Annotated in this window: 29 protein-coding genes and 1 riboswitch; of the genes, 14 read left to right on the top strand and 15 right to left on the bottom strand. The window is 67.0% G+C overall.

Features of this window, described 5'->3' with window-relative positions:
• Window positions 1–14: 14 nt before the first annotated feature.
• Window positions 15–695, bottom strand: coding sequence for a response regulator transcription factor (locus J2X98_RS07525; RefSeq protein ID WP_307306194.1), 681 nt, complete (start codon window positions 693–695; stop codon window positions 15–17).
• 277 nt (window positions 696–972) lie between these two features.
• Here J2X98_RS07525 and J2X98_RS07520 point away from each other — a divergent pair, with 277 nt between their 5' ends.
• The gene (locus J2X98_RS07520; RefSeq protein ID WP_307306192.1) at window positions 973–1,452 is read left to right on the top strand and encodes a universal stress protein; all 480 of its coding nucleotides are present in this window, start codon (window positions 973–975) and stop codon (window positions 1,450–1,452) included.
• A gap of 97 nt (window positions 1,453–1,549) precedes the next feature.
• On the opposite strand, the gene J2X98_RS07515 is transcribed toward J2X98_RS07520, so the two are convergent.
• The 9 genes from J2X98_RS07515 to J2X98_RS07475 form a co-directional block, all read right to left on the bottom strand.
• Complete coding sequence (locus J2X98_RS07515; RefSeq protein WP_307306189.1) at window positions 1,550–2,080, bottom strand: hemerythrin domain-containing protein; 531 nt, start codon at window positions 2,078–2,080, stop codon at window positions 1,550–1,552.
• Window positions 2,077–2,394: a DUF3040 domain-containing protein gene (locus tag J2X98_RS07510; RefSeq protein WP_141941659.1), complete on the bottom strand. Its 318-nt coding sequence runs from the start codon at window positions 2,392–2,394 to the stop codon at window positions 2,077–2,079. The genes J2X98_RS07515 and J2X98_RS07510 overlap by 4 nt, the downstream gene beginning before the upstream one ends.
• A 40-nt stretch (window positions 2,395–2,434) precedes the next feature.
• Complete coding sequence (locus tag J2X98_RS07505; protein WP_307306185.1) at window positions 2,435–2,779, bottom strand: SHOCT domain-containing protein; 345 nt, start codon at window positions 2,777–2,779, stop codon at window positions 2,435–2,437.
• A gap of 62 nt (window positions 2,780–2,841) precedes the next feature.
• Window positions 2,842–5,619: a cation-translocating P-type ATPase gene (locus tag J2X98_RS07500; protein ID WP_307306183.1), complete on the bottom strand. Its 2,778-nt coding sequence runs from the start codon at window positions 5,617–5,619 to the stop codon at window positions 2,842–2,844.
• 7 nt (window positions 5,620–5,626) lie between these two features.
• The gene (locus J2X98_RS07495; protein WP_307306180.1) at window positions 5,627–6,604 is read right to left on the bottom strand and encodes a polysaccharide deacetylase family protein; all 978 of its coding nucleotides are present in this window, start codon (window positions 6,602–6,604) and stop codon (window positions 5,627–5,629) included.
• Between the two features lie 48 nt (window positions 6,605–6,652).
• Complete coding sequence (locus J2X98_RS07490; RefSeq protein WP_141941655.1) at window positions 6,653–7,120, bottom strand: universal stress protein; 468 nt, start codon at window positions 7,118–7,120, stop codon at window positions 6,653–6,655.
• 75 nt (window positions 7,121–7,195) lie between these two features.
• Entirely contained in the window at window positions 7,196–8,857 is a 1,662-nt protein-coding gene (locus J2X98_RS07485) for a DUF4389 domain-containing protein (RefSeq protein WP_307306173.1), read from the bottom strand.
• A gap of 65 nt (window positions 8,858–8,922) precedes the next feature.
• Window positions 8,923–9,789, bottom strand: coding sequence for a universal stress protein (locus J2X98_RS07480; RefSeq protein WP_141941652.1), 867 nt, complete (start codon window positions 9,787–9,789; stop codon window positions 8,923–8,925).
• Window positions 9,790–9,895: 106 nt separating this feature from the next.
• Complete coding sequence (locus J2X98_RS07475) at window positions 9,896–11,041, bottom strand: AI-2E family transporter (RefSeq protein WP_307306171.1); 1,146 nt, start codon at window positions 11,039–11,041, stop codon at window positions 9,896–9,898.
• A 128-nt stretch (window positions 11,042–11,169) separates the two neighbouring features.
• Between J2X98_RS07475 and J2X98_RS07470 the strand changes: the two genes are divergently transcribed.
• From J2X98_RS07470 to J2X98_RS07455, 4 genes are read left to right on the top strand one after another with little or no spacing between them, the layout of a single operon-like run.
• A complete protein-coding gene (locus J2X98_RS07470; protein ID WP_307306169.1) occupies window positions 11,170–11,604 on the top strand; it encodes a hypothetical protein in 435 nt (144 codons plus the stop codon).
• Window positions 11,605–11,661: 57 nt separating this feature from the next.
• Entirely contained in the window at window positions 11,662–12,186 is a 525-nt protein-coding gene (locus J2X98_RS07465; RefSeq protein ID WP_141941650.1) for a mycothiol transferase, read from the top strand.
• Window positions 12,179–13,126 carry a ribonuclease Z gene (locus J2X98_RS07460; RefSeq protein WP_307306165.1) on the top strand — a complete coding sequence of 316 codons (948 nt, stop codon included), beginning with the start codon at window positions 12,179–12,181 and terminating at the stop codon, window positions 13,124–13,126. Before J2X98_RS07465 ends, J2X98_RS07460 begins: the two co-directional genes overlap by 8 nt.
• Window positions 13,110–14,579: a protein adenylyltransferase SelO gene (locus J2X98_RS07455; protein WP_307306163.1), complete on the top strand. Its 1,470-nt coding sequence runs from the start codon at window positions 13,110–13,112 to the stop codon at window positions 14,577–14,579. Before J2X98_RS07460 ends, J2X98_RS07455 begins: the two co-directional genes overlap by 17 nt.
• A gap of 140 nt (window positions 14,580–14,719) precedes the next feature.
• On the opposite strand, the gene J2X98_RS07450 is transcribed toward J2X98_RS07455, so the two are convergent.
• Complete coding sequence (locus J2X98_RS07450) at window positions 14,720–15,538, bottom strand: C40 family peptidase (RefSeq protein WP_307306161.1); 819 nt, start codon at window positions 15,536–15,538, stop codon at window positions 14,720–14,722.
• Window positions 15,539–15,541: 3 nt separating this feature from the next.
• Window positions 15,542–15,708, bottom strand: a riboswitch (cyclic di-AMP (ydaO/yuaA leader).
• A gap of 189 nt (window positions 15,709–15,897) precedes the next feature.
• On the opposite strand from J2X98_RS07450, the gene J2X98_RS07445 reads away from it, so the two are divergent.
• The 3 genes from J2X98_RS07445 to J2X98_RS07435 are packed head-to-tail and all read left to right on the top strand — an operon-like array spanning window position 15,898 to window position 17,246.
• A complete protein-coding gene (locus J2X98_RS07445) occupies window positions 15,898–16,257 on the top strand; it encodes a TraR/DksA family transcriptional regulator (RefSeq protein WP_307306158.1) in 360 nt (119 codons plus the stop codon).
• On the top strand, window positions 16,254–16,781 hold the full coding sequence (locus J2X98_RS07440) for a DNA alkylation repair protein (RefSeq protein ID WP_307306156.1): 528 nt from the start codon (window positions 16,254–16,256) through the stop codon (window positions 16,779–16,781). The genes J2X98_RS07445 and J2X98_RS07440 overlap by 4 nt, the downstream gene beginning before the upstream one ends.
• Window positions 16,782–16,802: 21 nt before the next feature.
• On the top strand, window positions 16,803–17,246 hold the full coding sequence (locus tag J2X98_RS07435; RefSeq protein ID WP_141941638.1) for a DUF1810 domain-containing protein: 444 nt from the start codon (window positions 16,803–16,805) through the stop codon (window positions 17,244–17,246).
• 37 nt (window positions 17,247–17,283) lie between these two features.
• Here J2X98_RS07435 and J2X98_RS07430 read toward each other — a convergent pair whose 3' ends face one another.
• Both J2X98_RS07430 and J2X98_RS07425 read right to left on the bottom strand, forming a co-directional pair.
• Entirely contained in the window at window positions 17,284–18,177 is an 894-nt protein-coding gene (locus J2X98_RS07430; protein WP_307306151.1) for a glucose 1-dehydrogenase, read from the bottom strand.
• 156 nt (window positions 18,178–18,333) lie between these two features.
• Window positions 18,334–18,840 carry a metallophosphoesterase family protein gene (locus J2X98_RS07425; protein WP_307306149.1) on the bottom strand — a complete coding sequence of 169 codons (507 nt, stop codon included), beginning with the start codon at window positions 18,838–18,840 and terminating at the stop codon, window positions 18,334–18,336.
• Window positions 18,841–18,913: 73 nt separating this feature from the next.
• Between J2X98_RS07425 and J2X98_RS07420 the strand changes: the two genes are divergently transcribed.
• Together J2X98_RS07420 and J2X98_RS07415 are read left to right on the top strand one after the other, a co-directional pair.
• Entirely contained in the window at window positions 18,914–19,105 is a 192-nt protein-coding gene (locus J2X98_RS07420; protein ID WP_141946349.1) for a DUF1918 domain-containing protein, read from the top strand.
• A 32-nt stretch (window positions 19,106–19,137) separates the two neighbouring features.
• Window positions 19,138–19,656: an NUDIX hydrolase gene (locus tag J2X98_RS07415; RefSeq protein ID WP_307306147.1), complete on the top strand. Its 519-nt coding sequence runs from the start codon at window positions 19,138–19,140 to the stop codon at window positions 19,654–19,656.
• On the opposite strand, the gene J2X98_RS07410 is transcribed toward J2X98_RS07415, so the two are convergent.
• On the bottom strand, window positions 19,653–20,330 hold the full coding sequence (locus J2X98_RS07410) for an endonuclease/exonuclease/phosphatase family protein (RefSeq protein WP_141941631.1): 678 nt from the start codon (window positions 20,328–20,330) through the stop codon (window positions 19,653–19,655). The two genes, J2X98_RS07415 and J2X98_RS07410, sit on opposite strands and share 4 nt — an antisense overlap.
• Before the next feature lie 157 nt (window positions 20,331–20,487).
• Here J2X98_RS07410 and J2X98_RS07405 point away from each other — a divergent pair, with 157 nt between their 5' ends.
• The 4 genes from J2X98_RS07405 to J2X98_RS07390 all read left to right on the top strand — a co-directional run bounded on the left by J2X98_RS07405 (window position 20,488) and on the right by J2X98_RS07390 (window position 24,552).
• Window positions 20,488–21,291 (top strand): thioesterase family protein, encoded by an 804-nt coding sequence (locus tag J2X98_RS07405; RefSeq protein ID WP_307306144.1) that lies wholly within the window; start codon window positions 20,488–20,490, stop codon window positions 21,289–21,291.
• Between the two features lie 150 nt (window positions 21,292–21,441).
• Window positions 21,442–21,978, top strand: a complete 537-nt coding sequence (locus J2X98_RS07400; RefSeq protein WP_307306142.1) for a PadR family transcriptional regulator — start codon at window positions 21,442–21,444, stop codon at window positions 21,976–21,978.
• Window positions 21,979–21,983: 5 nt separating this feature from the next.
• Window positions 21,984–23,693, top strand: a complete 1,710-nt coding sequence (locus J2X98_RS07395; protein WP_307306140.1) for an ABC1 kinase family protein — start codon at window positions 21,984–21,986, stop codon at window positions 23,691–23,693.
• A 109-nt stretch (window positions 23,694–23,802) separates the two neighbouring features.
• Window positions 23,803–24,552, top strand: coding sequence for a lipoate--protein ligase family protein (locus J2X98_RS07390; protein ID WP_141941624.1), 750 nt, complete (start codon window positions 23,803–23,805; stop codon window positions 24,550–24,552).
• 38 nt (window positions 24,553–24,590) lie between these two features.
• On the opposite strand, the gene J2X98_RS07385 is transcribed toward J2X98_RS07390, so the two are convergent.
• On the bottom strand, window positions 24,591–24,848 hold the full coding sequence (locus J2X98_RS07385) for a mycoredoxin (protein WP_141941622.1): 258 nt from the start codon (window positions 24,846–24,848) through the stop codon (window positions 24,591–24,593).
• Window positions 24,849–24,971: the final 123 nt, after the last annotated feature.

The raw sequence follows: 24,971 nt of genomic DNA, 5'->3' as shown, positions 1-24,971 counted from the left end.
GGTTTCCCGGGTGGTCAGGCAGTATCCGTTGAACTCTTGGTGACATAGACGGCGGCCTGGGTCCGCCGCTCGAAGCCCAGTTTGGCCAGGATGGATGAAACGTAGTTCTTCACCGTTTTTTCGGCGAGGAACAGTTCATCGCCGATCTGGCGGTTGGTCAGCCCCTGGCCGATCAGGGTCAGGACCTTCTTCTCCTGCGCGCTCAGCCCTTCCAGCCGGGGGTCCGTTGGGGCCGTGGAGAGTCCGGTGATGATCTGCTGTTCGACCCCGGGGTCGAACAGGGATTCGCCTGCGGCCGCCCTTCGGATCCCGGCCAGGAGGTCATCGCTCCTGATTTGTTTCAGGATGTATCCGGAGGCACCGGCAAGCACTGCGCCGCGGAGTGCCTGCTCGTCGTCGTAGCTCGTGAGGATCAGGCAGCGAAGGCGGGGATCGAGGGAGCGTACGTCCCGGCACACCTCAATACCCGTGCCGTCAGGAAGCCGCCCGTCGAGGATGGCGATGTCGGGGTGCAGGGCCGGGATGCGCCTGGTGGCTTCGGCAGCGGACCCGCTTTCGCCCACCACAAGGAAACCTTCGCCTTCCAGCAGGTCCTTCAACCCTTGGCGGACCAGCTCATGGTCGTCGAGGATGAATACGCGGACCGGTCCCGAAGATCCTGTTGGTTCTCCAGTCCCTGCTTCATGCTTGTGCACCGAACGCTCCCACTGTCTTCAGGATTAAAAGGACCCCGCATGGTGCGGGGCCAGCCCGGGAGGGCCTGCCCCCATTGTTCCCCGGGGAGGCGTGCGCGGGAAGGGACCAAAGTCCGCGTGCCGGCGCGCCGAGGGGGACGCGCGCTGGTTGTCCGCTTCGCAATTGCCTTGATCCGGGATGACCTTCGGCCCTATGCGCGGAAAGAGGTTCTGGTCCAAGGTGGGTCCGACGGCCGCATGTGGGAACGCAGCGACGATGCAGAGATTGGAGCCCGGCATGAACGCCCCCAAACGGCACCCCAGGATCATCGTCGGTGTGGACGGGTCTGATTCCTCCATCTCCGCGCTCCGGGTTGCCCGGGTGATGGCGGAGCCACTCTCCGCGACAGTTGAAGCCTGGGCCTGCTGGGACGTCCCGGCAGGTTACGGGGTGTACCTGGCCGTGGGAATCGAGGGTTTCAAGTATGCGGCAGAGCAGGTGCTCCAGCAGGCGCTGGCGGACGCCTTTGGGGAACTACCGTCCTTTGTTCATCCCCGGCTGGTCAGGGGGAAACCCGGTCCCGTACTGATTGACGCCAGCCGCAACGCGTCCCTGCTCATCGTGGGCAGGAGGGGCCACGGGAGTTTCGTCCCCGGTTCGGTGAGTTCAGCATGCGTCAGCCGCGCGCATTGTCCGGTGCTGGTGGTGCATGCACCCGAGGCGGACGACGAAGCCCCGGACCAGGGCGCCCAGGTGGGCGCAGCGGTCGCACCCTGATCCATCAACCCCGGCAAGTCTCCAGGAACGAGACCCCGTCATCAGCAACGGGCCCCGCCAACCCGGTCGCCCGGCGCCGTACTGCTGCCGTTGCCTTCTAGCGCCCTTCGCGGTCCTGCCCATGGTGGCCGGACGCGCCTTCCCCCACGAGTTCGTGGAGCCCTTCCACAGCCTGGGCGAGGGACAAATCCTTGGATTCGACGACGAACGGCATCAGCAGGCGGTTCTCCTTGTCCAGGTGCAGTGCAAAGATGCGCTGGATGGCCCCCGCGGCAACGGCGGCGGGGACACCGCCGGCCGTCCTGAGCTCCTCCACGAGGTCGACGATCACCCGGTGCTCCGCCAGCATGCCGTCCACCAGCAGTTTTGCCCCGGGCATGGCGTGCGGACCGCTGTAGAGGGAACCTTCCTCGGCAAGGGCGTGCGGCACAAGGTGGGTGTCACACCAATCGAGCAGGGCAGCGTGCGTCTTTTCCTCGCTGCCGGCGTCCTGCGCCTCCACGGCCTCTGTCAACAGTCCCACCAGCACGTTCAGTTGCCGCAGCATGTCGGCATGGTGGGTTTCAACCGCCTGCAGCGCCTGCAACTCGGCTCCGGCGTCCTTGCCGGCCCCGCCTGGCGCGTTCATTCGGTGTTGCCTTCCAGTTGGGTGGCGTGCCGGTTCATGTGCCGCAGGGACCAGCGGAGGTCCTTGACCGCCCAGTAGCCTCCTCCGTTCATGACCGCGAACCCGGCGATGCCCAGGTAAGGCGCCCGGGCTGCCAGGCCAAGGAGCAGGACACAGACGCCCGTGGCGAAGAGTACGAGTCCGCGCCTGACCCGGCTCCGGAGCGAAATCCTGAAGGCGTCGCGGCTCAGGAGGGAGGCGAGCCTGGGGTCTTCGTCCTCCAGGCCGTGGCCGATCAGTTCGAGTTCGCGTTTCTCGAATTCAGAGAGTGGCACAGCTGCACCCCATTGTCCGTTGCCTGCGGGAGCCACGGCGTCAGGTGCCCGGGTGGCCGCGCAGGACGGCCAGCCTGTTCTGGTATTCGGCGGTGTCGATCTCGCCGCGGGCGAAACGCTCAGCCAGCACGTCCTCTGCCACCCGCGGCGGCGGGGGCGCGGGGTGCGGGGAAGGCGCACGCAGGGAACGGGCCAGCAGCACGATACCGGTGATGATCGCGCCCCAGACCAACACCATGCTGATGCTCATCAGGACATAGCCCCACAGGCCCATGCCGTCATTCCAGCCGTACACTTTTGCGACCTCCGGTCCAATGAAGGCGGACGCCAGCCGTCTGCTTTCCCTTTCAGTATTGGATGCGGCGAGTGCCGCCGCGAGAGTCATTGGTCCCGGATTCCGGGCCCGCGGGGATACCCGGAATGTGCGGCCGCTGCGGCCCGCGGTCCTCAGAAGCCCTGCCGCCGCAAACGCTTGTCCACACCAACAACCAGCGACGCGGCCAGTGCCAGTCCAAAAATCCGCAGCCATGCGTCTGGACCGATGGGGGCTGTATGGAAGAGATCGTTCATCAGGGGTGTATAGGTAAGGGCCAGTTGCCCGGCCCCCTGCACCAACACCCCTGCCAGGAGCCAGCGGTTGCCGAAGGGTCCTGTCCGCCATGCGGGCCGGACCAGCGACCGGCAGCTGAAGAGGTAGAAGACTTCCACGGCTACGAAGAGGTTCACGGACGAGGTGCGCGCCTCTGCCACTGTTGCTCCATTGTTGAGTTCGTGGTCGAAGAGCCACCAGGTGCCGGCGACCAGGAGGGCCGATACGAGCAGGATCCGGACGGTGAGGGCCCAGGTCAGGAGGGGGCGGCCCGGTGCCCGCGGTGGCCGCGACATCAGGCCGGGTTCCTTTGGTTCGAAGGCCAGCATCAGGCCGAGCGCCACCGCTGTGGTCATGTTGATCCAGAGGATCTGGGTGGGCAGGATGGGCAGCGCGGCACCCAGCACGATGGCAACGAGGATCACCAGTCCCTCCGCCATATTGGTGGGCAGCGTCCAAACGATGAACTTGGTCAGGTTGTCAAAGACATTGCGGCCTTCCTCGACGGCTGCCTCGATGGTGGCAAAGTCATCATCGGTCAGGACAATGTCCGAGGCCTCCTTGGCCACCTCAGTCCCGGTGCGTCCCATGGAAATGCCTACGTTCGCCTGCCGAAGGGCCGGCGCATCGTTCACACCGTCCCCGGTCATGGCGGCCACGTGCCCACGGGCCTGCAGGGCCCTGATGAGGCGCAGCTTCTGCTCCGGTGAAACACGGGCAAAAACCGTGGCCCGCTCCACCGCATCCGGGAACTCGCCGGCCGGGATGGCGTCCAACTCCTCGCCGGTGAGGGCCGTCCCGGCGGCGCTGTCAGCGGCCAGCCCCACCGCTGCAGCCACGGTCACAGCGGTCCGCACATGGTCTCCCGTGATCATTTTGACGGCAACCCCGGCCTGTTGGCACGCCTGAACGGAGGCTGCGGCCGCTTGCCTGGGCGGGTCCTGCATGGCCTGAAGTCCCGTAAAGGTCATCCGGCCCCGCAACTCCGCGGCGGCGAGGGAGCCGCCCGCCACGGGAAGGGACATGGTGGCAGTGGCAAGGACCCGCAGCCCGCTGTCCGCAAAAGCGTGTGCGGCATTGAGCACAACATGCCTGCGGAGTGGCCTCGTGTCACCGTCCGCGCCCATTTCACCGCGACAAAGATCCAGGACCCGTTCCACGGCCCCTTTGGCGAACACAGTGCCGCCGCCGGACGGATGCGTCGAAGCATGCAGGGTTGCCATGAACTGCCGCTCCGAGGTAAACGGCAGTTCTGCTCCGCGTGGGTTGGCGGCCAGGAAATCCGACACGATGATGCCGCCCTTCCCCGCAGCCACCAGCATTGCAGCTTCCGTAGGGTCGCCCCGCACCTGCCAGGAGGATCCCTCCCGGCGGACGGCTGAGTCGTTGCAGGCCGCGCCGCCAAGCAGGCACACGCGGAGGGCCTCGTCCTCGATTTCGCGGGTCGGGGTGGCGGTGTCCGCTTGCCGTTCGCCGCCTGCTGCGGGCCGGATGTGTCCTTCCGGCCCGTACCCGGATCCTGTTACGTCGTATGTTCCGGAGGGGGTCCACACCGAACGGACTGTCATTTGGTTCTCGGTGAAAGTGCCCGTCTTGTCCGAGCAGATCACTGTGGTGCTGCCCAGTGTTTCCACTACCGGAAGGCGGCGCACCACGGCCCGGCGCCGCGCCATGCGTCGGACGCCGATTGCAAGCGTCACCGTCACCGCGGCGGGCAGTCCTTCGGGGATGGCTCCAACTGCCAGGGCGACGGCGGCCGTGAACATTTGTCCCGGCTGTTCGCCGCGTGCCACGCCGGCAAGGAAGGCCACGGCAGCGAGGGCCAGGATGGCCACGGTGAGCGTGCTACTGAACCGCGCGAGTTTCAGGGTCAGTGGCGTGGCCGCAGGCTGCACGGTGCCCATGAGCCGGTGGATTTCGCCAAGTTCGGTTTCCCCGCCGATGGCCACGACGATGCCTGCACCGCTGCCGGCTGTTACCAGGGTTCCGCTGTAGAGCATGTTCCTGCGGTCGGCCACGGCTGTGAGCCGGGGCAGCACTACTTCGTCCTTGGACACGGGGTCCGACTCTCCGGTCAGCGCCGATTCGTCCACCCGGAGCGCGGACAGGCGAACCAGGCGGAGGTCGGCGGGGACCTTGTCGCCGGCCCCAAGCAGGACGAGGTCGCCGGGGACCAGGTCTTCGGAGGGAACCTGCTTCCGCTCACCGCCGCGCATGACCGCGGCCCGCGTGCGGACCAGTGAATGGAGGGCATCCAGCGCAGCTTCCGCCCGTACCTCCTGGATGAAACCGATCAGTGTGTTGACCAGGACCACTGCCAGGATGACGGCGGAGTCCAGGAACTCGCCCAGGAAAACGGTAACCATTCCGGCGGCCAGCAGGACATACACCAGGGGGTTGTTGAACTGGCGCCCCAGCTTGCGGGCAATGCCGGGTCCGTGCGCGCGGGGGAGCTCGTTGGCGCCGAACTGGGGCCTTCTCCGCGCCACTTCGTCCGGGCCAAGGCCCCGGGCAGCGTCGGTTCCAAGCAGGAGCACTACTTCGTGGATTGGCAACCCGTGGTGCGCGGTGTCACCGGCATTGTCCGCCCGCCTGGTTTTCGCCTGGCGGTTCCGTGTGGGCCTGGTTTTCGCCACGGTTGGCTCACCGCGCCAGCAGGGCATCGAGGGTAGTGAATCCATATCCCGCAGTCCGGATGTTGTCGATCACCTGGGGGAGGGCATCCGCGTCAAGGGTGGTCCCGTCATCCGGGTTGGAACCGATGTGCATGAGGACAATTTCCCCCGGCTGTAACCCCGCGCGGACGCGGTCGGCTACTACCTGGGCGCTGATCCCTCCACTGGTGCCTTTCCAGCCGAGTGTGTCCACGGTCCACCGGACAGCCACGTAGCCAAGGCTGTTCACTGCGGCGATGGTCCGGGCATCCCGCTCACCGAACGGGAAGCGGAACAGCGGCCTGGGATCGGCGCCGGCCGCAAGGATGGCCTGCTCCGCACCGCGCACCTGTTGGGCGATCTGGTCGTTGCTCAAGCCTGTGAATCCGGGGTGGGTCATGGAGTGGTTGGCCACGCGGTGCCCCGCTGCGGCGATCTGTGCTACGGCCGCCTGGTTGTTGGCGACCCAGTTGCCCGTCAGGAAGAAAGTTCCCGTGACGCCTTTGGCGGAGAGGGTGGAGAGGATTTTTGGCAGTCCTGCCGCATTCGCGCCGGCATCAAAGGTCAGTGCAACCACGCGGCCGGCCGCCGGAATGGCGGTCAGGTCCTGGCCGCGGAGGGATTCCGGAAACGGTGCCGGTTGCGGGGGAGTGCCCGGCGCCGGCGGCTGGGGCGGAATATCTGTGGGCTCCGGTTCCGTAAGGGGCGGCACCGTAACCGGGGGCTGGACGGGGGTTTCCCCTGCTTCGGGAGTGTCCGTAACCTGCACCGGCACGGAAGCACCGGGGCTGGGAGTGGTGGTCTGGCCGCCCCGTGCTGAGGGTGAAACGGCGGATGGAGACGGCGCGCCCGACGGCGGACCGGCAGTCCGTCCCGGAAGCAGCAGGGCGAGGGCAACGGCGACCACCACCAGGGCGCCAGCGAGCGCGAGGGCTGCCGCCCGCCGTCGTCCATCACTGGCCGGCACCGTGCTCACCTGCCCCGGACATCGGTAGCTCTTGCCGCCTGGGGCCGCTTAGGAACCCCTGGCCGGTTCGAAACCGTCCTCGGGGGTGTGCACCACCAGGACGGGGCAGTGGGCGTGCGCGACGATGGCGGAGCTCACCGAGCCCAGGAGCAGGCCACCGAATCCACCGTGCCCGCGGCGCCCCACCACGATCATGTCTGCCTCGCGGCTGGCGTCGATCAGGGCCTCACGGGGATGGCTGCGGATGAGCGTGGAGGTGACGTTGGCCGGCGTCTCGGCTCCGAAAGCCTGCGCGACGGCCTCTTCCAGGACCTTCCTGGCACCTTCTTCGAAGCCCTCGATGCCCATCATGACGTAGCCGCTGTACATCTGCGGGTACTCCCAGCAGGCAACCGCCTGCACCTTGGCCCCCAGCGGAGTGGCAAGCCGTTGGGCCTGGCGGAGTGCCTCCACCGATGCTTCGGATCCGTCCACGCCCACCACGATCCTGGCTATTGGTGCCCCGGCGATGCTCATGTCTGCTCCCTCGGTAGGACCGCGCTGTCAGGGCCCATCATGCCCGGGTGCCCGCAGCCGGGCTAGGGCCGAAGGTCACGGGGCACCTGCGGGAGGGGTGCCGCCCGGCGGTGACCCTGTGGGCGGGGCACTTGCGGGCCGGGCAGCCGCCGGGGGAGCCGCCGGGGGAGCGGCCTCCGCCGGCCACACGGGTTCGGCCGGCCCCTGGTCGAGCCGGAACGGCGGATACTCATCCCGCATCAGCGCTGTATACACCAGCACCCGGTAGATCCAGCGGTCGATGCCAAGGATGAAGTCGAACAGCGGCCGCTGGTAGCGGCCGGTGAACAGCAGGATGACTGCCGCGATCAGGACCAGGAGTCCCAGCAGGGACGGCCCGGCGTCCTGGACATAGGTTGTTCCGTCGACGTTCGTGTCCGCGCGCCACCTCCACGTGGTGTTGGTAAACGCTGCGATCAGCAGAAGGTGTGGAATGGACAGCAGCCACCATTTCACCAGGACCAGGCCGCGGGAGAGCCGCTCCGGATAGTCCACATCAAAATCTGCGGGGTAGGCGGTGCGTTTGAGGGTGAAGGGCGGGTACAGGTCGGTGCCCACGGCAGCGTACGCGTAGAACGCCACCCGCCAGTTCCACCGCATCACGCCTACGTTGAAGTCAAAGAGCGCCCTTGGATACCGGCCCGTAAACAGGACGGCGAACCCGGCCACGATGGTTGTGATGACGAACGCGAACCAAAGGAAGAACAGGAGGATGAAATGCGGTATCGCCAGGAACCATTTGACCAGCCACATCCACCGTGAGAGTCCTGGGTCGAGCTCACCGAAAAGCCTCGCAGGGTACGGTGCAGGGCCGCCGGGGACAGGGATAAAGGGCTGGGGCGGCGGGATGGGCGCGGTCCCGGGCGTTGACTCCGACTGGTCCCACCCGCCTGCCGGTGCTCGCTGCTGATGTCCCGGAGCCGGATACGCCGGAGCCGGATACGCCGGAGCCGGATACGCCGGATCAGGATACGTTGCGCCCGGATAGGTTGGGCCTCCCGTTGGCGGTCCCCCAACGGGAGGCTGTGTGTGCCTGCCCAGTCCTGCCGCGCCGACAATGATGAGCGGTATGCCAACCACCAGGGCAATGGCCCCGCCCACCAGCAGGGCAATTGCTGCAGGGCGGATGAGGTCGGAACGGAAGCCTGCCTGCGCCTGGACGTCAATGCCGGGAGAAGCGTCTGCGTTCATGACCACCACTTCCCACGCGCCGGGGGTGATACTCCAGGTAAGCTCCTGTTCCCCGGTACCTGAGACGGATGCCGTCCAGAAGCCCTGGCCGGCCGGTGGCCCCGGCGGGTTGCCGCCCGGCACGTCGCGGTAGTCAGCGCGGAAAGGCCGCTGCCGGATATTGAGCAATTCCGAGTGGTGCACGCCGGACAGGTACTGTTCGACGTCGGACTGCCGGCCGATGCCGACGAACACTGGTTTGTCCGGCACCACCGGCGCAACCCGCAGCCTGAGGGTGCCGATATCGAACGGGACCCTTCCCGGGACGTCCTCGCCCATGGCGCCGGCCCGCGGCGACGTCAGGGCAAAGGAGTTGACGGAGAAGCGTGACGTGCCGGAGGTCAGGTAACCGTCACCCTGGACCGACCCCACCGCGGATGCCACGGCACCGCCCGCCAAAGCGGCCAGCCCGGGAAGCGTGATGAGGATCCCGAGGATCAGCATGATGATGGCGGCGGGTTTCTTCATGGCGTCCTGACCTTCCGCGGCGGAGTTCGCAAAGGCGTGGCAACGGGAACGGCAGGCGGACCGGCCTAGATGGTGTTGAGTGCTTCGTCAGTCCGCGTGATGACGGTGGGGCAGGGAAGGTGCCTCAGGACCCCGTGTGCAGTGGAACCGAGCAGCAGGCGCTTGAAGGCCCCCCTGCCGCGGCTGCCCACCACCAGCAACCGCGCCCCGGCAGCAGCCTGGACGAGCGCGTCCACCGCGCCTCGTTCGGTTTCAAGCCGCTGGTGCACGGTCAGGTCCGGGTAGTCTTCCTTGAGCCCGGCGACAGTCTCGGAGAGCACCACCCGTTCCTCGTCCACGATGGCCTCCGCGAGGGCGCCAGGTGTCAGGCCGGCGTCGACTATGGGATTCGGGGCATTCACGGCGTAGACAACGGTGAGTTCATCGCCTTCCCGGTCCGCTTCAGCGGCCGCGAAGGCGACGGCTTGCGTGGCCTCGGCGGACCCGTCAACGCCCACCACAACCCCGGTCCGGCCTTCCAGGTCCTGGGTGCCAACGACGGCGACCGGCACCTTGGCAGCCGTGGCCACCTGGAGCGCACGGTCGGCGAGGGTACCCCCGAAGTGCCCGCTGCCGGAGCCAATGACCATCATCGAGGTCTTCTTGGAGTATTTTGCCAGCGACCCTCCCACACTGCCGGTCAGCAGTTCTGTGTCAGGCGTGATGGGCACGGTCCCTTCGAGGCGGCCGGCGGCGGTCTTGAGGAGTTCTTCACCGGCCTGCTGGAGGGTTCCGAACCAGGGGTACGGTTCAGAAACCCACCGGTTGTCCACCACGTGGAGGATCACCAGCGGCAGCCCCGCGCGGTGTGCGCGGCGGGCTGCCCAGAGGACGGCGGCCTGGCTCGGTGCTGAGTCGTCGGTGCCAACAGCGATGGGTTTCCGGGATGTCATGGCCGCACTTCCTGCTCGTTTGGGGAACTGGCTTCCTGCCTTTCAAGAGTGGCCCCCGGGACTAGGGGACTGTAGGGCCAAAGGTCACAGAAGCGCTGTTCAGGCTCTATTCCCCGGGCATTGCCGGTGCGATGGGCTCCGGGCCGGGCGTGTCCTTTTCGGCAATGGTCTTGAAGATGGTCCACCCGACGGCGGCCAGGGGGACCGCCAGCAGCGCCCCGATGACGCCGGCCAGCGTTGCCCCCGCCGCCAGGGCAAGGATGATGACCAGCCCGTGGATCCGCAGGACCCTGCCCATGAAGAGCGGTTGGAGGATGTGGTGCTCGAACTGGTTGGCGGCCACCAGGAGCACCAAGACAATAAGCGCGGGAACAGGTCCGTTCTCCACAAGAGCCACCAGCACTGCGAGGCTCCCCGCAGAGGTGGCACCAATGATGGGTATGAACCCGCCCAGGAAGACCACTGCGGCCAGGGGGACCGCAAGCGGGACCTGCAGGATCAGGAGGCCCACCAGGATGATCACGGCGTCAATGGCGGCAATGATGAGGGTCCCGCGGACGTAGCCGCCCAGCACCACGATGCTGCGTTCGGCGGCCAGGTGGGCCTTGCCCTGGCGGCTCCCGGGCAGGAAACCAAACAGGAAGGACCGGATCTTTTCGCCGTCCTTGAGGAAGAAGAAAAGGATCACTGCCGTCAGGATGGATCCAGCAACGATTTCACCGGCAGTCCGCAGCCCGGTCAGGGCGTCGGCACCCAAAGTACCTCCGGCGAGGAACTTCTGGAACTCGCTGCGGGCGGCGTCTATCTGGGCATTCGTCAGGGCGACGGGTCCGGTGGTGATGAATTGCTGCAACTGGGCGATCCCTGCTTCTGCCCGGGCGGCGAGGACGGAAGCCTGCTGCCTTACCAGGGCGACGATGCCGCCCACCACGCCGGAGGCAACGGCCACGATCACCAGGAAGGACGACAGTACGGCGAGCGCCCGCGGCCATCCGTGCGTCGACAGCCACCGGACCGCGGGAGCCATTGCCGAGGCCAGGATCAGGGCGACCAGGACAGGGATGGTGACCAGCGGAACCCGCGTGGCTGCCACCACCACTACCCAGGCAAGCGCCAGCACGCTGAGCGTCTGGATCGCGCGGATGCTCGCCCGCCCCAGGCCGTCCAGCCAGAGGCCGGACATCCGGGCAGCGACAGACCGGGGCACGGACGGCTCCGCCGCGGGGCCGTCCGGTGCAGCGTTTCGTTCCATGGTGTTCTCCTTAGTTGCCTGTGAGCGTCGAATCAGCTTCCTTCCTTTCTTACCCCAGTGATTCCCATCCATCCCCATTGGTCAGTATGCGTACTATTGTCAGCCTTACGGTCAACCAGAAAGGCAGCATGATGACTGAACAGAACGTTCCCGACGATGACCTCGAAGTTGTGCAGGAAAACGACGTGCTTCTCGATGAAACTCCGGGCGCCGCGTCCTCCTTCGAACTTGACCCTGTATCCGGCGAACCTGACAACTACCCCGGCGCTGCCGAGAACAACCCCGACCACTGGCAGGAAGACCCGCTGCTGCAGGACGAGGGCATTTCGGGTGAAGAGGAGGATTTCCTGAGCGACCAGACGCTGCGGGACGGAACAGTCCGGGCCCGTTACCGCTCAGGCGATGAACAGGTGCCGCCGGACGCCCCCACGCTGGGGGAAGCAGCGGCCGACGTCGACTTTGGTGAAGCGCCGGCAGGCCTGGGAGCGGATGCCAGCGACGACGAGGAAAACTTCGGCGGCTCTCCGCTCAGCGAGTTCGAGCCTGACGATCTGGAACACTAGCGGCCCAGTCAGGGGACGCGGGCACGAGGCGGCCGCGGAGGCCGTGGGAGGACGCACATGCACTCCAAGGAACTGCTGCTGGAAGCCTTCGGCCGGCTCCCCGGGCTTGTCCGGCATACTCTGGAGGGGCTCAACGAGGCGGACCTGCAGCGTCGCCCCGCCGGCAACGGCAACTCCATCGCGTGGCTGATATGGCATACGGCCCGGGTGGAAGATGCCCAGGTTGCCTCCGCTGCAGGGATGGAACAGGTATGGAAAGCCGGCGGGTTCCAATCCCGCTTCGACCTTCCCCTGGGTGACAGTGACACCGGTTACGGGCACTCGAGCCGCCAGGTGGACGCTGTCCGCGCCCCCGCGGAACTCCTGCTGGAGTATTACCAGGCGGTCCACCGGCAGACCGCCGGGGTCCTGGAGGGGACGGATGATCCGGACCTCGACCGGGTCATCGACAGGCATTGGGATCCACCGGTCACCCTTGGCGTGCGGCTGGTCAGCATTCTGGGGGACTGCCTCCAGCATCTCGGCCAGGCCGCCTACGTCAAAGGGCTGCACGCCGGAACGGCGGGCGCCGGCGGTGCGTGAACTCGTGGTCCTGGGCACCGCGTCCCAGGTTCCCACCCGGACCCGGAACCACAACGGTTACTTCCTGGGCTGGGACGGCCAGGGGCTGCTGTTCGACCCCGGCGAGGGAACCCAGCGCCAGATGATCCACGCGGGGGTGGCCGCCGGCGACATCACCCGGATCTGCCTTACCCACGTGCACGGGGACCACTGTTTCGGCCTGCCCGGCGTCCTCTCGCGGATGGCACTGGATGGCGTGGAACACCCCGTCCACCTGCACTATCCGGCCACCGGGGACCAAGTGGTCCGGGCCCTCATAGCCGTCAGTGCGCCCGGCGTCGACCTCCGGCTGCACCCGCATGCCGGGAGCGGGCCTGTCGCCGAGGGCCTGGAGATCCGGCCCCTGAAACACCGGATCGAGACATATGGCTACCTGCTCACCGAGCCGGACGGCCGCACCTTCCTGCCTGACCGGCTCAAGGCGGCAGGAATCCAGGGGCGGGACGTTGGACGGCTGCAGCGCCAGGGCACGATGGGTGCGGTCAGCGTGGCCGACGTGAGCATCCCCAGGCCGGGCCAGCGCTTTGGCTTCATCATGGACACCGCGCCCTGCCCGGGCGCAGAGGAACTGGCAGACGGCACCGACCTGCTGGTCACTGAGTCAACGTTCAGCGACGACGACGGCGGGCTGGCGCAGCAATACCTGCACCTTACGGCCGGGCAGGCAGGGGAGCTCGCGGCGTCCGGGAAGTCGCGGACCCTGGTGCTCACGCATTTCTCGTCACGGTACGGCGACGACGCCACTTTTCTTGCAGGGCAGGCAAGGGCCCGTGCCCCCGGCACGACGGTCATTGCCGCCAAGGACCTGGACCGCATTCCCGTTCCCCGGCGGCGGCAACCAGTTGGGGAGTCTGCGCGACCAGCGACGGCGATAGGGTTAAAGCATGACGGCAGCAGCTGAATCCACCGTGGCTTTTGACGGCCGCTTCGCCCGGGAACTGACGGAGCTGGCCGTTCCCTGGCAGGCCGAGGAAGCGCCCGGCCCCGAGCTCCTGGTCCTGAATGAGACGCTCGCCCATGACCTGGGCCTGGACCCGGAATACCTGCGCAGTCCCGAGGGCGTGCGGCTCCTGGTCGGCAACCATGTACCGCCCGGTGCCACCCCCGTCGCGCAAGCCTACGCCGGGCACCAATTCGGCGGTTACTCGCCCCTGCTCGGTGACGGACGCGCACTCCTCCTGGGTGAGCTCACGGACCGCAGCGGCCGTCTCCTCGACATCCATCTCAAAGGTTCGGGGCGCACGCCTTTCGCCCGCGCCGGGGACGGCCGGGCCGTCGTCGGACCCATGCTGCGTGAGTACCTGGTCAGTGAGGCCATGCACGCACTGCACATTCCCACCACCCGCTCGCTCGCCGTCGTGGCCACCGGGCGCCAGGTACGGCGCGAGGGCATGCTGCCCGGCGCCGTGCTGGCCCGGGTCGCAGCCAGCCACCTGCGCGTGGGCAGCTTCCAGTACGCCCGGGCCACGGAAAACCTGGACCTCCTGAAGAGGCTGGCCGACCACGCCATCAGCCGGCACTACCCGCGCGCCGCCCACGCGGAAAATCCCTACCTGGCATTGTTCGGTTCCGTCGTCTCAGCGCAGGCTGAACTGGTGGCACAGTGGATGCTGGCCGGATTCGTCCACGGCGTCATGAACACGGACAACATGACCATCTCCGGGGAGACCATCGACTACGGCCCCTGCGCCTTCATGGACACCTTCAATCCCGCAGCCGTCTACAGTTCCATCGACGTCAGCGGCCGCTACGCCTACGCCAACCAGCCTGTGCTGGCCGAATGGAACCTTGCCAGGCTTGCCGAGGCAATGCTGCCGCTCATCGACGAGGACCAGGAAAAGGCGGTGGCCCCGGCCGTCGAGGTACTGGGCGGTTTCCGCGGACACTACAGCAAGGCGTGGTCCAGCGGCATGGGGAAGAAGCTGGGCCTGGAGCACGCCAGGGAGGGCCACCCGGACGCCGTCTCGGGACTCATTGATGACGCCATTGCCATCCTCCAGGACGGCCCGGTGGACTACACCAGCTTCTTCCGGAACCTTGGCAACGCGGCAAGGGGCGATCTCCGTCCGGTCCGCGGCATGGTGCTTGACCTGGCAGCCTTCGACGCGTGGGCGCAAAGGTGGCAGGAGCTCAGGCCCGACGCCGGGTTGATGGACAGCGTAAACCCCGCTTACATCCCCAGGAACCATCTCGTGGAGGAGGCTTTGTCCGCCGCCACTGCCGGAGACCTGGCACCCCTGCAGCAGCTGCTGGATGCCGTCAGCAATCCCTTCACCGAGCGGCCCGGGCTGGAACACTACATGGAAGGGCCGCCGGAAGACTTTGGCAAATACATGACGTTCTGCGGAACCTGAGGTTCGCCGCGCACCTGCCTTGAGGCCTGGCTGCAGGTGGCGGCCGGATGGCAAACGACAGGAGGGCGGCGGCCGGATACACCGGACGCCGCCCTCCTGCTCTGGCCGGACCTCCTGGGAGGCGGCCGCCTGCCCGCAGGTTAGGCTACGCGGACCACGGAGTAGCCGCTGAGCCAGCTGATGGGGTGGACCTGCGTGGTGTAGCCGTTGACGCCGCCGCTGACAACCTGGCCGGCACCAGCGTAGACACCAACGTGGCCGGAGGTGATGATCAAGTCGCCGGGCGCCGGGCTGCCTACCACGGTGCCGTATTGGAAGAACTGCGTGGGGGCGAGGTCGCCAACGCTCTTGCCGACCGAACGCAGGGCCTTTTCCACCATGGCGGTGCAGTCCTGGTTCACACCGATCTGGCTGTAAGCGGACGCCAGGATGGCAGCGCCGGTTCCGGTTCCGGTGGTGGCGGACGCGTAGGACATGTTCATGCCGGTGTTCGCGGGGGCCGTGGCTGCCGCAGCCTGGACGGGAGCTGCTGCCGGGGCGGGAGCCGGTGCGGCGGTGTAACCGGCGCCGGGAATCCGGATCTGGTCGCCCGGGTAGATGATCGAGGACAGTCCCAGTCCGTTGGCGGACAGGACGTCGTTCAGGCTGACGCCGTAGGCCGTCGCGATGGCACCCAGGGTGTCTCCGGAAACAACAGTGTGGATGGTGCCCGTGGCCGCGGCGGGGGCAGCGGGCGCGGAGTATGCCTGGACATTGGTCTTCTCAGTGGTGTCCGGACCGGTCACACCGGCGTGGGCCGGGGCGCCGACGCCGAAGGCAATGCCGGAGGCTGCTGCAACGGCGAGTGCGGGACGGCCCAGCGAGCGGGCCTGGGACCTGGCTGTCACGGCGATGCCTTCGAGCGCAATGGAGCGGGCCGGAGTCGCGCGGTGACGGGCGGTAGTGGAATTTTTTGACACGGTTGATCGCCTCTCCCATGCCTGCGGGGTGAGCTGTCGGGTTCGGGCTGGAGATACCCGGCCGGAGTGACTCCGCGATGGACGGAGGCGCTGTCGACTTAACCCCAAGGCCGCAAGTGGCCGTGGAAACTTGGTTCCCCCGTCCCTGCCAGCTGGAGCGGTTGAATCCCATGGTCAGCGGCAGGGCTCGGCATGCTGACGGGAATGTCCCGTCTGAGAGGGACACCAAAAGACCATAACCCGCGCTCGGAGTAATTGTCACATTTGGATAACATACGAGTTTCTCCTCTCGGATTGAGCAATCGTATGGATGGCGTGTACGCCTGAACCGGCACTGACGGACGCGCTAGGCTTTCCCCATGCCAGATTTCGACCGGTTCCACGCGCTGCTCGAGGAGGAGCGGGAGCGGCGGATGGCGCTGCTGCCGGCGCTGCGGGCCGACATCGAGGCGGCTAATTCAGCCCGCCAGGACTCCAATGTGGACGACGAACACGATCCGGAAGGCGCCACGATAGCCTTCGAGTTGTCGCAGGCCGCGGCGCTCCTGAAGCAAAGCTCAGCTGGCCTTGACCAGATCGAGGCGGCCCTGGCCCGGTTGGCCGCGGGCACCTACGGAACCTGCGCCGAGTGCGGGGAGCCCATCGCGGAAGGCAGGCTGGAGGCCCGGCCGTGGACTCCGTTTTGCATCCGGCATGCCTCCTCAGGGCGCGGGCGATGACCGCTGCGGACGTCGTTTCCGCGGCGGCGGAGTTTGTTGACCGGACCCTTCGGAACGAGGGCGCCTGGTATCGGGCGGACGACGTCGGAGCCCGGCTGGGCGGGGTGCTGGCCTCCTACGGATCTTCCGTGGGGGCCGTCCGCGGCACGGTTCGGGACGCGCTGCGCAAGTTCAAGGACCTTGACCACGATGGAACGGTGATGCTGGCCTCCGCCCTGTGGGGGCAGCCGCGACCAGGCTCCCGTCCCGTGTTCGAGCGGCGCCTGGCCGCCGTGGTGCTGCTGCAGTCAAGGGTGCGGCTGCTCCGGCATTCGGATTTGACCCGGCTGGAAGGGTTCCTTCGGTCCGCCCAGGCAACCGACCTGACGGAGCCCTTGCTTGCCGATGTCCTGGCTCCGCTGCTGGCCGGGCTCGGGGAGCGGGACCGCCAGCGGGCCGGCGTTGTCCTGGCCCGGTGGCGCGGCGATCCCGACCCCCAGCTGCAGGCAGCGGCCGCTGCCCTTGAAAAAGATTTGGCGCTTTAACAATGAACCCAGGAGATCCCTATGCATGAGCCCTTTGACCTTGAACGTTTTGTCGCCGCCCAAAACAGCGGCGGAACCTATGAGCAGGCGCTGGGGGAGCTTCAAGTCGGCCGCAAGTCCGGGCACTGGATGTGGTTCATCTTTCCGCAGATCGCCGGGCTGGGGCAGAGTGCCACCTCCCGCAAATACGCCATCTCCTCGCTGGCCGAGGCCCGCGCCTACCTGGACCATGAAGTCCTGGGGCCGCGACTCCTGGAATGCGCGCTGGTCCTGGCCAACCACGCTGAACAGTCGGCCGACGAGATTTTTGGCGGCATCGACGCCAAGAAGCTGCGGTCGTCCATGACACTGTTCCTCCGGGCCGCGCCCGGAGAAACAGTGTTCAAGACCGTCCTGGCCCAGTTCTTCGACGGCGAGCCGGACCCTTCCACCGACGAGCTCCTGGCCGGCCAGGAAGCCGGGTGACGCCTGCCGGCGGGGCCAGCCGGGCCCGTGGGTGTTGCTAGGGCGTGGGGCTGCCGCCGTTGACGTTCAGCGTCTCGCCCACCACGTAGCTTGACTCAGGCGAGGCCAGGAAGACGTACGCGGGTGCCAGTTCGGCCGGCTGGCCTGCACGGCCCAGGGGAGTGGACTGCCCAAACTCCGGCAGTTCCTCCTTTGGCTGCCCGCTGCTGACCTGCAGCGGTGTCCAGATCGGCCCCGGAGCCACTGCGTTCACCCGGATTCCCTTGGGCGCCAGCTGCTGGGCCAGGCCCTTCGTGAAGTTGTTGATGCTGGCCTTGGTGGTGGCGTAATCCACCAGCGTGGGCGAGGGGTTGTATGCCTGGATGGACGTCGTGTTGATTATGGTCGAGCCAGCCGGCATGTGCGGGACGGCGGCCTTGGTCACCCAGAACATGGCGTAGACATTTGTCTTCAGGGTGTGGTCGAACTGCTCGTCGGTAATATCCTGCAGATCCTCCTGGGCTACCTGCTTGCCGGCATTGTTGACCAGGATGTCCACCCCGCCCAGGACGGCCACAGCGGTGTCCACCAGGTCCCGGCACGCCGCAGGGTCCTTGAGGTCGCCCGGCGCCTTGACGGCCTTGCGGCCGGCCGCCTCGATGAGCCCGGCAATGCGCGAGGCGTCCTCCTCTTCCTGCGGCAGGTAGGAAAGCACGACGTCGGCGCCTTCCCTGGCGAAGGCAATGGCCGTTGCGGCGCCGATCCCGGAGTCCGCGCCGGTCACAATGGCGCGGCGGCCTTCCAGCCGGCCGGTGCCGCGGTAGGTTTCTTCGCCCAGGTCGGCCTTGGGTTGCAGTCCCGCGTCGAGGCCCGGTTCGGGCTGGTGCTGCTTGGGCGGGGAGATCTTTTCGTAGGCAGTTACGGGATTGCGGAAGGTGTACTGGTCAGTCATGGTGCTCCTCCTGTTCGTGCGGACTCGGGCTTCTTCGTCGCCCCGGAACTGAAGCATCCTGCGGTCAAAACGCCACAGCTGGAAGCTAAGCATGCTTACGGTTCCCAGCCTAGGCAATGGATACCGCCCTGCCAAGCGGCCGCGGGCACTGGCGCGTCAGCCCTGCCGGACTCCCACCAGCCTGACGTCAGTCAACCGGCCGGCGTCTACCACACCCTCCATGAACGTGCAGGAGGGCTGGCGGCGGCGGTCCGTGGGGGAACCCGGGTTCAGCAAGCGCAGGCCGCGCGGCGAGACCGTGTCCCAGGGGATGTGGCTATGGCCGAACACCAACACATCGGCATCGGGATAGAGTGCTTCGCACCGAAGTTCGCGGCCCTTGGCCTGGCCGGTCTCATGGACCATCGCAAAGCGGACTCCGGCCAGAGTGACGGTTGCCGTTTCGGGCAGGCGCCGGCGTAATTCAGGGCCGTCGTTATTGCCATGGACGGCCAGCAGCCGCTTGCTCCGGCGTTCGAATTGGTCCAGCAGCGCTGCCTCCACCCAGTCGCCGGCGTGGAAGACCACGTCGGCCTTTTCGACGGCGGACCACACCTGTTCCGGCAGGTCCCGGGCGCGTTTGGGTACATGGGTGTCGGCGAGCAGCAGGAGGTTCAACGGCATACCGGAATCCTGCCATGCGGCCCTTTTCCGGCGCGTCCGCGAGCCGTACCCTTGGGGCGTGGAGGTGATTGCCATGGAGGCAGCCCAAGGTGACCGGATCGTGGTGCGCGGCAGGAATGTGGGGTCCGCAGACCGGCACGGGGTGATCCTGGAGGTGCGGGGTCCGGGTGGTGGGCCGCCCTATCTTGTCCGGTTCGACGACGGCCACGAAACTGTCATGTATCCCGGCGGTGATTTCGCCGTCGACCACGGGCAGGGCACCTGACGTCCCGCCGCTTCACCTGTCAAACTGGGGCAATGGACCATTTCCCTACCTCCAGCCTGTCTTCCACTCCGCCGCAGCGGACCGGCCCCCGCGATCCCGGCGACGCCTGGGTGGAAGGCGAGCGCGGCCGGTTCTGGGGCAGGTTTGGCGCGGCCGGCGTCCTGGCCTGGGATCCGGCCAGGGGAGTCCTCCTGCAGCACCGCGCCGTATGGAGCCATAACGGCGGAACCTGGGGCCTGCCCGGCGGTGCGCTGCACGAAGGTGAGGAAGCGGTTGAGGGCGCCCTCCGGGAAGCCCGGGAGGAGGCTGCCGTCCCGTCGGAGAGCGTGGAGGTGCTGTTCACCTCGGTGCTGGACCATGGTTACTGGTCCTACACCACGGTGGTGGTTCAGGTGCAGGAATCCTTCGACCCCGTCATCAGCGATCCCGAGAGTATCGCCCTGCTCTGGGTTCCGGTTGCCGAGGTGGATTCCCTGGACCTGCATCCCGGTTTCGCGGCAGCGTGGCCGGACCTGCTGGTGGCGCTGGACGGGCTGGCGGAGCCCCGCTAGTAGCCCTCGCCGTATTCGGCGCTCACCAGGATGGGCAGGTGGTCTGAGTTGCCGCGCGGCAGGGTTTCCACGCTCGCAATGTCGAGGCCCAGCGAGGTGGCGAAGTCGAAGTGGCCCTTGAACACCTTGTACCGCGTATAGGTGCGGCGGTTGCTCAGGGAGAGGGCATAGCCGGAGTTCTTCATGTGCATATCGAGGTTCTTGGTGAAGAACGGGTAGTTGAAGTCGCCCACCATGAGGGTCATCAGGCCCCTGCCCATGCTGAGCAGTTCTGCGTGCGCTGCATGGATCTGCTTGCGCCGCAGCGAGTTGGAGGCCGTCAGCGGCGCGGCATGGAATGAACCGATAACCAGCTCATGCTGGGTTTCATTGTCCACCACCCTGGTGCCGATAAGCCGCTCGTGGGCCGGGGCCAGCACCCGGTCATGCATGGATTTCTTCAGGGCAAAGGACTGCGTGTCCAGCGCCGTGAACCGGCTGGTCCGGTAGTAGATGGCCAATCCCAGCCGGTTGCCCTTGGTGGCGTCCGCCAGGTGAAGCGGGCCCAGGGTTTCCGGGAGGTCGCTGGCATCCACCTCCTGGAGGCACAGCGCATCGATGTCATGGTTCCGGGCCAGGGCGAGAAGCTCGCCGCTGGCCTTGTGCTTGCGTAGGTTGTAGCTGATGACGCGCATGAAACACCTCTTTTGAGGGTTGCCGACAGGACCAGTTCCTTACTCTAGTCCGATTGCCACCCGCACCCTCCAACATTTCGTGTGCCGTCCCGGCGTGCCGTCCACCGCGAAGGATAGAGTTAGTGGCAATTCACTGAACTTCCGTAAGGGGCCAGCTTTGACCGCAGACCTGCCCGAACTCGCCGAGGGCAACTTCTACTACCAGGACCTGGGTGGCGGCCGGTTCCGGTCCACCATCCACGCGCAGGGCGCCTGGAATGTCCACGAGCAGCACATGGCTCCGGCATCCGGCCTCCTGGCAGACCTTTTGGAACGGCACCAGCCCAGGGATGACATGCGGATGGCCCGCATCAGCTACGAAATCCTTGGCCTGATCCCCGGCGGCGACTTCCGGATCGACACCGCCACACTGCGGGCCGGCCGCACCATCGAACTGGTGCAGGCCGAGCTGGTGGCGGGCGGGAGGACGGCGATCCGTGCCACCGGCTGGCGCATGCTCACGAGCGACACCAGTGAGGTTGCCGCCGTCGAGGACGCAGCGATACCCGGCCCTGACGAATGCAAGCCCTATGACGGTTCCGCCGTCTGGCCCGGCGGCTACATCCGGTCCCTCGAGATGCGGGTGGCCGAAGGGCACCGGCCGGGTGCGGGAAAAGTGTGGCTCCGCACCGAACACCCGCTGACCAGCACCGCGGACAGCGGCGACTTTGCCCGCCTGATGGGCCTGGTGGACACCGCCAACGGCATCGCCGCGCGGGTCCCTCCGGGCAAAGACAGCTACGCATTTCCCAACCTGGACCTCCAGGTCCACATGTACCGCCGCCCCCAGGGGGAGTGGCTGGGACTGGACAACGCAGTGTCGTTCGGCAGCGACGGGATCGGCCTCACCTCGACTGTGCTGCACGACCGGCAGGGTCCGTTCGGCCGCGCGGAACAGATCCTCACCCTGCGCAGGACCTGAGGCTTCGGGGAATCCTGCACTTCGCGGCAGCCGGCCGCGCCGGCAGTTACCGCGCCTGCTGCAGGTCTCCCGGTCCCCTTCCGGCTCTGGTGCCGTCCTGTATCGCTGAGTATCGTTGTATATCGTTCGCGATTGACGAAGGAGTTCATCATGCGTGCTTCACACCCTGCAGGTGCTTTTGGCGGAAGCAACCTCGAAGGAATGTGGCAGGCCGTCGAAGAGCTGCGTTCGCGCTTCGAGAAGCGGGCCGGTACCCGGGCCGGGAAAGGCGAGGTCCGGGCCGCAGTGCTGGCCCTGCTTGCTGAACGGCCCATGCACGGGTACCAGGTCATCCGGGAGATCGAGAAGCGCAGCGGCGGCAGCTGGAAGCCAAGCGCGGGCTCCGTCTATCCCACGCTGCAGCTGCTCGCCGATGAAGGAACCATCAGCGCCGAGGAATCCAACGGCCGCAAGATCTACTCGCTGACCGAAGCCGGACGCGAGGAGGTGGCTGCCCACCATGGTGCTGCCCCTTGGGATCCGGAAACTACGACGGCCGGCACTGCTTCCCTCCCAAGGGCCGGAATGGAGCTGGCGCAGGCCGCGGCGCAGGTTGGCCGTACCGGGTCACCGGACCAGGTGCGGCAGGCGGTGGCGGTGCTGGACGAGGCCCGCCGCCGGCTGTATGGCATCCTTGCCCAGGACTGAAGCGGGTGGCGTCGACCGTCCAGGAGGGGAATGAGCGGCCGATCCCCGTGCGGGAGCACCGTGGGCGCTACCGGCGGATCCTGCGGTTCGCAGCCTGGCACCTCGCCACCACCTGGTGGTTCGAGCTGTTCCTGCCCCGGATTGGACTGGGCCGGATAGCCGCGCAGACCCGCTCCCGGAGGATGCGGCGTTTCGCCCAGAGGTTCCACGACCTCGCGGTGGAACTTGGCGGCCTGATGATCAAGGTGGGCCAGTTCCTGTCCTCGAGGCTCGATGTCCTCCCGCCGGAGATCACCAAGGAACTCGAAGGGCTGCAGGACGAGGTCCCCCCGGTGGCTTTTCCGGCGATCTCCGCACTGGCGGCGCAGGAACTTGGGACTCCACTGGCGCGCGTCTTCGACTCCGTGGACCAGACGCCCATCGCGGCAGCTTCGCTGGGCCAGGCCCATCGGGCCCACCTGAATCCAATGGACGCCGCTGACACGGGACTTGGGGCGGTGGTGGTCAAGGTTCAGCGGCCGGGCATCGGCGCCGTCGTCGACGTCGACCTCGCTGCCCTCCGGAAGGTCGCAGGCTGGCTCAGCCACGTCCGGCTCGTGTCCCGCCGCGCCGACATGCCGGCGCTGGTGGAGGAATTTGCCCAAACCAGCCTTGCGGAAATCGACTACCTCCAGGAGGCCGTCAACGCAGAGCGTTTCGCGGCGGACTTCGCCGGCGACGGGCGCGTGGCGGTACCGTCCGTGGTCTGGGAACGAACCACGCGCCGGGTACTCACCCTCGAAGACGTCACGGCCATCAAGATCACCGACGTCCACGCACTGCGTGCCGCCGGCATCGACCCTGCGCAGGTTGCCCCCGCGTTCGCGGCCATCATGTTCGACCAGCTCTTCACCAACGGCTTCTTCCATGCCGACCCGCACCCCGGGAACATCTTCGTCACCCCGGCCACGGCAGGAACAGGGGAACTGCCCTGGAAACTGACGTTCATCGATTTCGGCATGATGGGCGAGGTGACCGCCTCCACCCGCAGCGGCCTGCGGAAGCTGGTGATTGCTGCAGCCGCCCGCGACGGCAAGGGACTCGTGGCGGCCATCAATGACGTAGGCGTGCTGATGCCGTCGGCTGACAGTGCGGCGCTGGAGCGGGCCATGACGCAGCTCTTTGCCCGTTTTGGCGGCATGGGCTTCGCCGAACTGCGCGAAGTGGACCCGCGGGAGTTCCGCGACTTTGCGGTGGAGTTCGGTGACGTGGTCCGCTCCCTGCCATTCCAGCTTCCCGAGAACTTCCTGCTCATCATCCGGGCCATGTCGCTGACGTCCGGCGTTTGCAGTGCCCTGGACGAGCGGTTCAACCTTTGGGATTCGGTGGAACCGTATGCGGCGCAATTGCTGCGCGACGAACGCGGCAACCTGGTGCAGGATGTGGCGCGCCAGGCCCTCGACGCTGCAGGTGTTGCCCTGCGCCTGCCGGGAAGGCTTGACGCCCTTGCCGCCCGTATGGAGGAGGGGTCACTGCAGGTGGCCGTCCCGCGGCTGGAGCGCCAGGCCGCCCGCGTGGAAAAGGCCGTACGACGCTCCGCTTCCGCCGTTGTCTTCGGTTCCCTGCTGGTCGCCGGTGCCATCGTGCGCGCCGATGACCTGGTGCTGGGCAATGTGCTGATGGCTGTCTCCGCAGTCCCTTTACTGCATGCGCTGTGGGTAGGGCGCCGGCGTTAAGGCTGCTGCCGCCGTCGGGCGTAACCTAGGTGAGGCCTCTCCGGCCGCCACCGTCGAACCTGCCGGCACTGAACTTGCCGACGCCTGAGCCCAAGGGAGTTTCACCACGATGCACCACACGGGAACCGGACTCCGCACGCTCACCGTGGTCCGCCAGGACCTGTCGCTCGGCGCCGGCCGGGACCTGGAGTTCGGACTCGAGCTGCTGGCCAGGGCAAGGAGTGGAAGCGTAGGCCCCACCCTGCGGCTGTACCGCCCGGCCCCCACCGTGGCATTCGGACAGCGGGACACCCGGCTGCCCGGCTTTGATGCGGCAGCGCAGGCCTGCCGGGACAATGGCTTTGAACCACTGGTCCGCAGGGCCGGGGGGCGCGCAGCGGCCTACCACCAGGGCACCCTGGTAGTGGACCACGTCGAACCGGATGCGGACGCCGTTGCCGGGTCCAAAGCGCGGTTCGGTTACTTCGGGGAGCTCTTTGCGCGGGCCCTGCAGCGCGTCGGTGTTCAGGCGGCGGTGGGGGAAATTCCGGGGGAGTACTGTCCCGGCGAATTCAGCGTACACGGCACCGACCCGGCGGACAGCTCGCGGCAGGTGAAATTGGTGGGAACTGCCCAACGGGTGGTGTCCGGCGGCTGGCTCTTCAGCTCAGTCATCGTGGTGGAAAATTCCGCCCCCATCCGCAAAGTCCTCACAGACACGTATGCGGCCCTGGGCCTGGACTGGGACCCCGCCACCGCCGGCGCCGCGGATGACCTGGTGCCCGGAGTGGATGTCGCGGCCGTTGAGCAGGCCCTCCTGGAAACGTATGCGGGCCATGCCACCCTGGAAACTGCTTCGTTCAGCAGCCTGGGGGCATGACCCGCATCAGTCCTGCGGCAGCGCCGCCGGTGGAGTGCCTAGGCGGCCAGGCGGCTCTTGACCTCGGCAGCCGACGGGTTCGTGGCCGCGGTGCCGTCCGGGAAGAGAACCGTGGGAACGGTGCGGTTGCCGCCGTTGAGCTGCTCCACGAGTTCGGCGGTGCCGTCAACCTCTTCGATGTTGATTTCGGTGTACCCGATGCCCTGCGCATCCAGCTGCTTCTTCAGCCGGTTGCAGTAGCCGCACCAGGTGGTGGAAAACATGGTGATGGTGCCGGATTCGGGAGTGAAGTCCACAGGGATCTCCTAAATGTCGCTTGAAAGGTTTCCTTACGGTCAACGGTAGCGCGGCTTTCGGTATTCCCTGGTGTTGTTGCGCCGCGGAGGTGCCTGTATGGCAGCCCTGTCCAAGCAGCACCG

The sequence above is a fragment of the Pseudarthrobacter enclensis genome (assembly GCF_030811655.1).
In the GTDB taxonomy this organism is placed as follows: Bacteria; Actinomycetota; Actinomycetes; order Actinomycetales; family Micrococcaceae; genus Arthrobacter; species Arthrobacter enclensis_A.
This window is presented reverse-complemented; position numbering and strand designations above follow the sequence as displayed.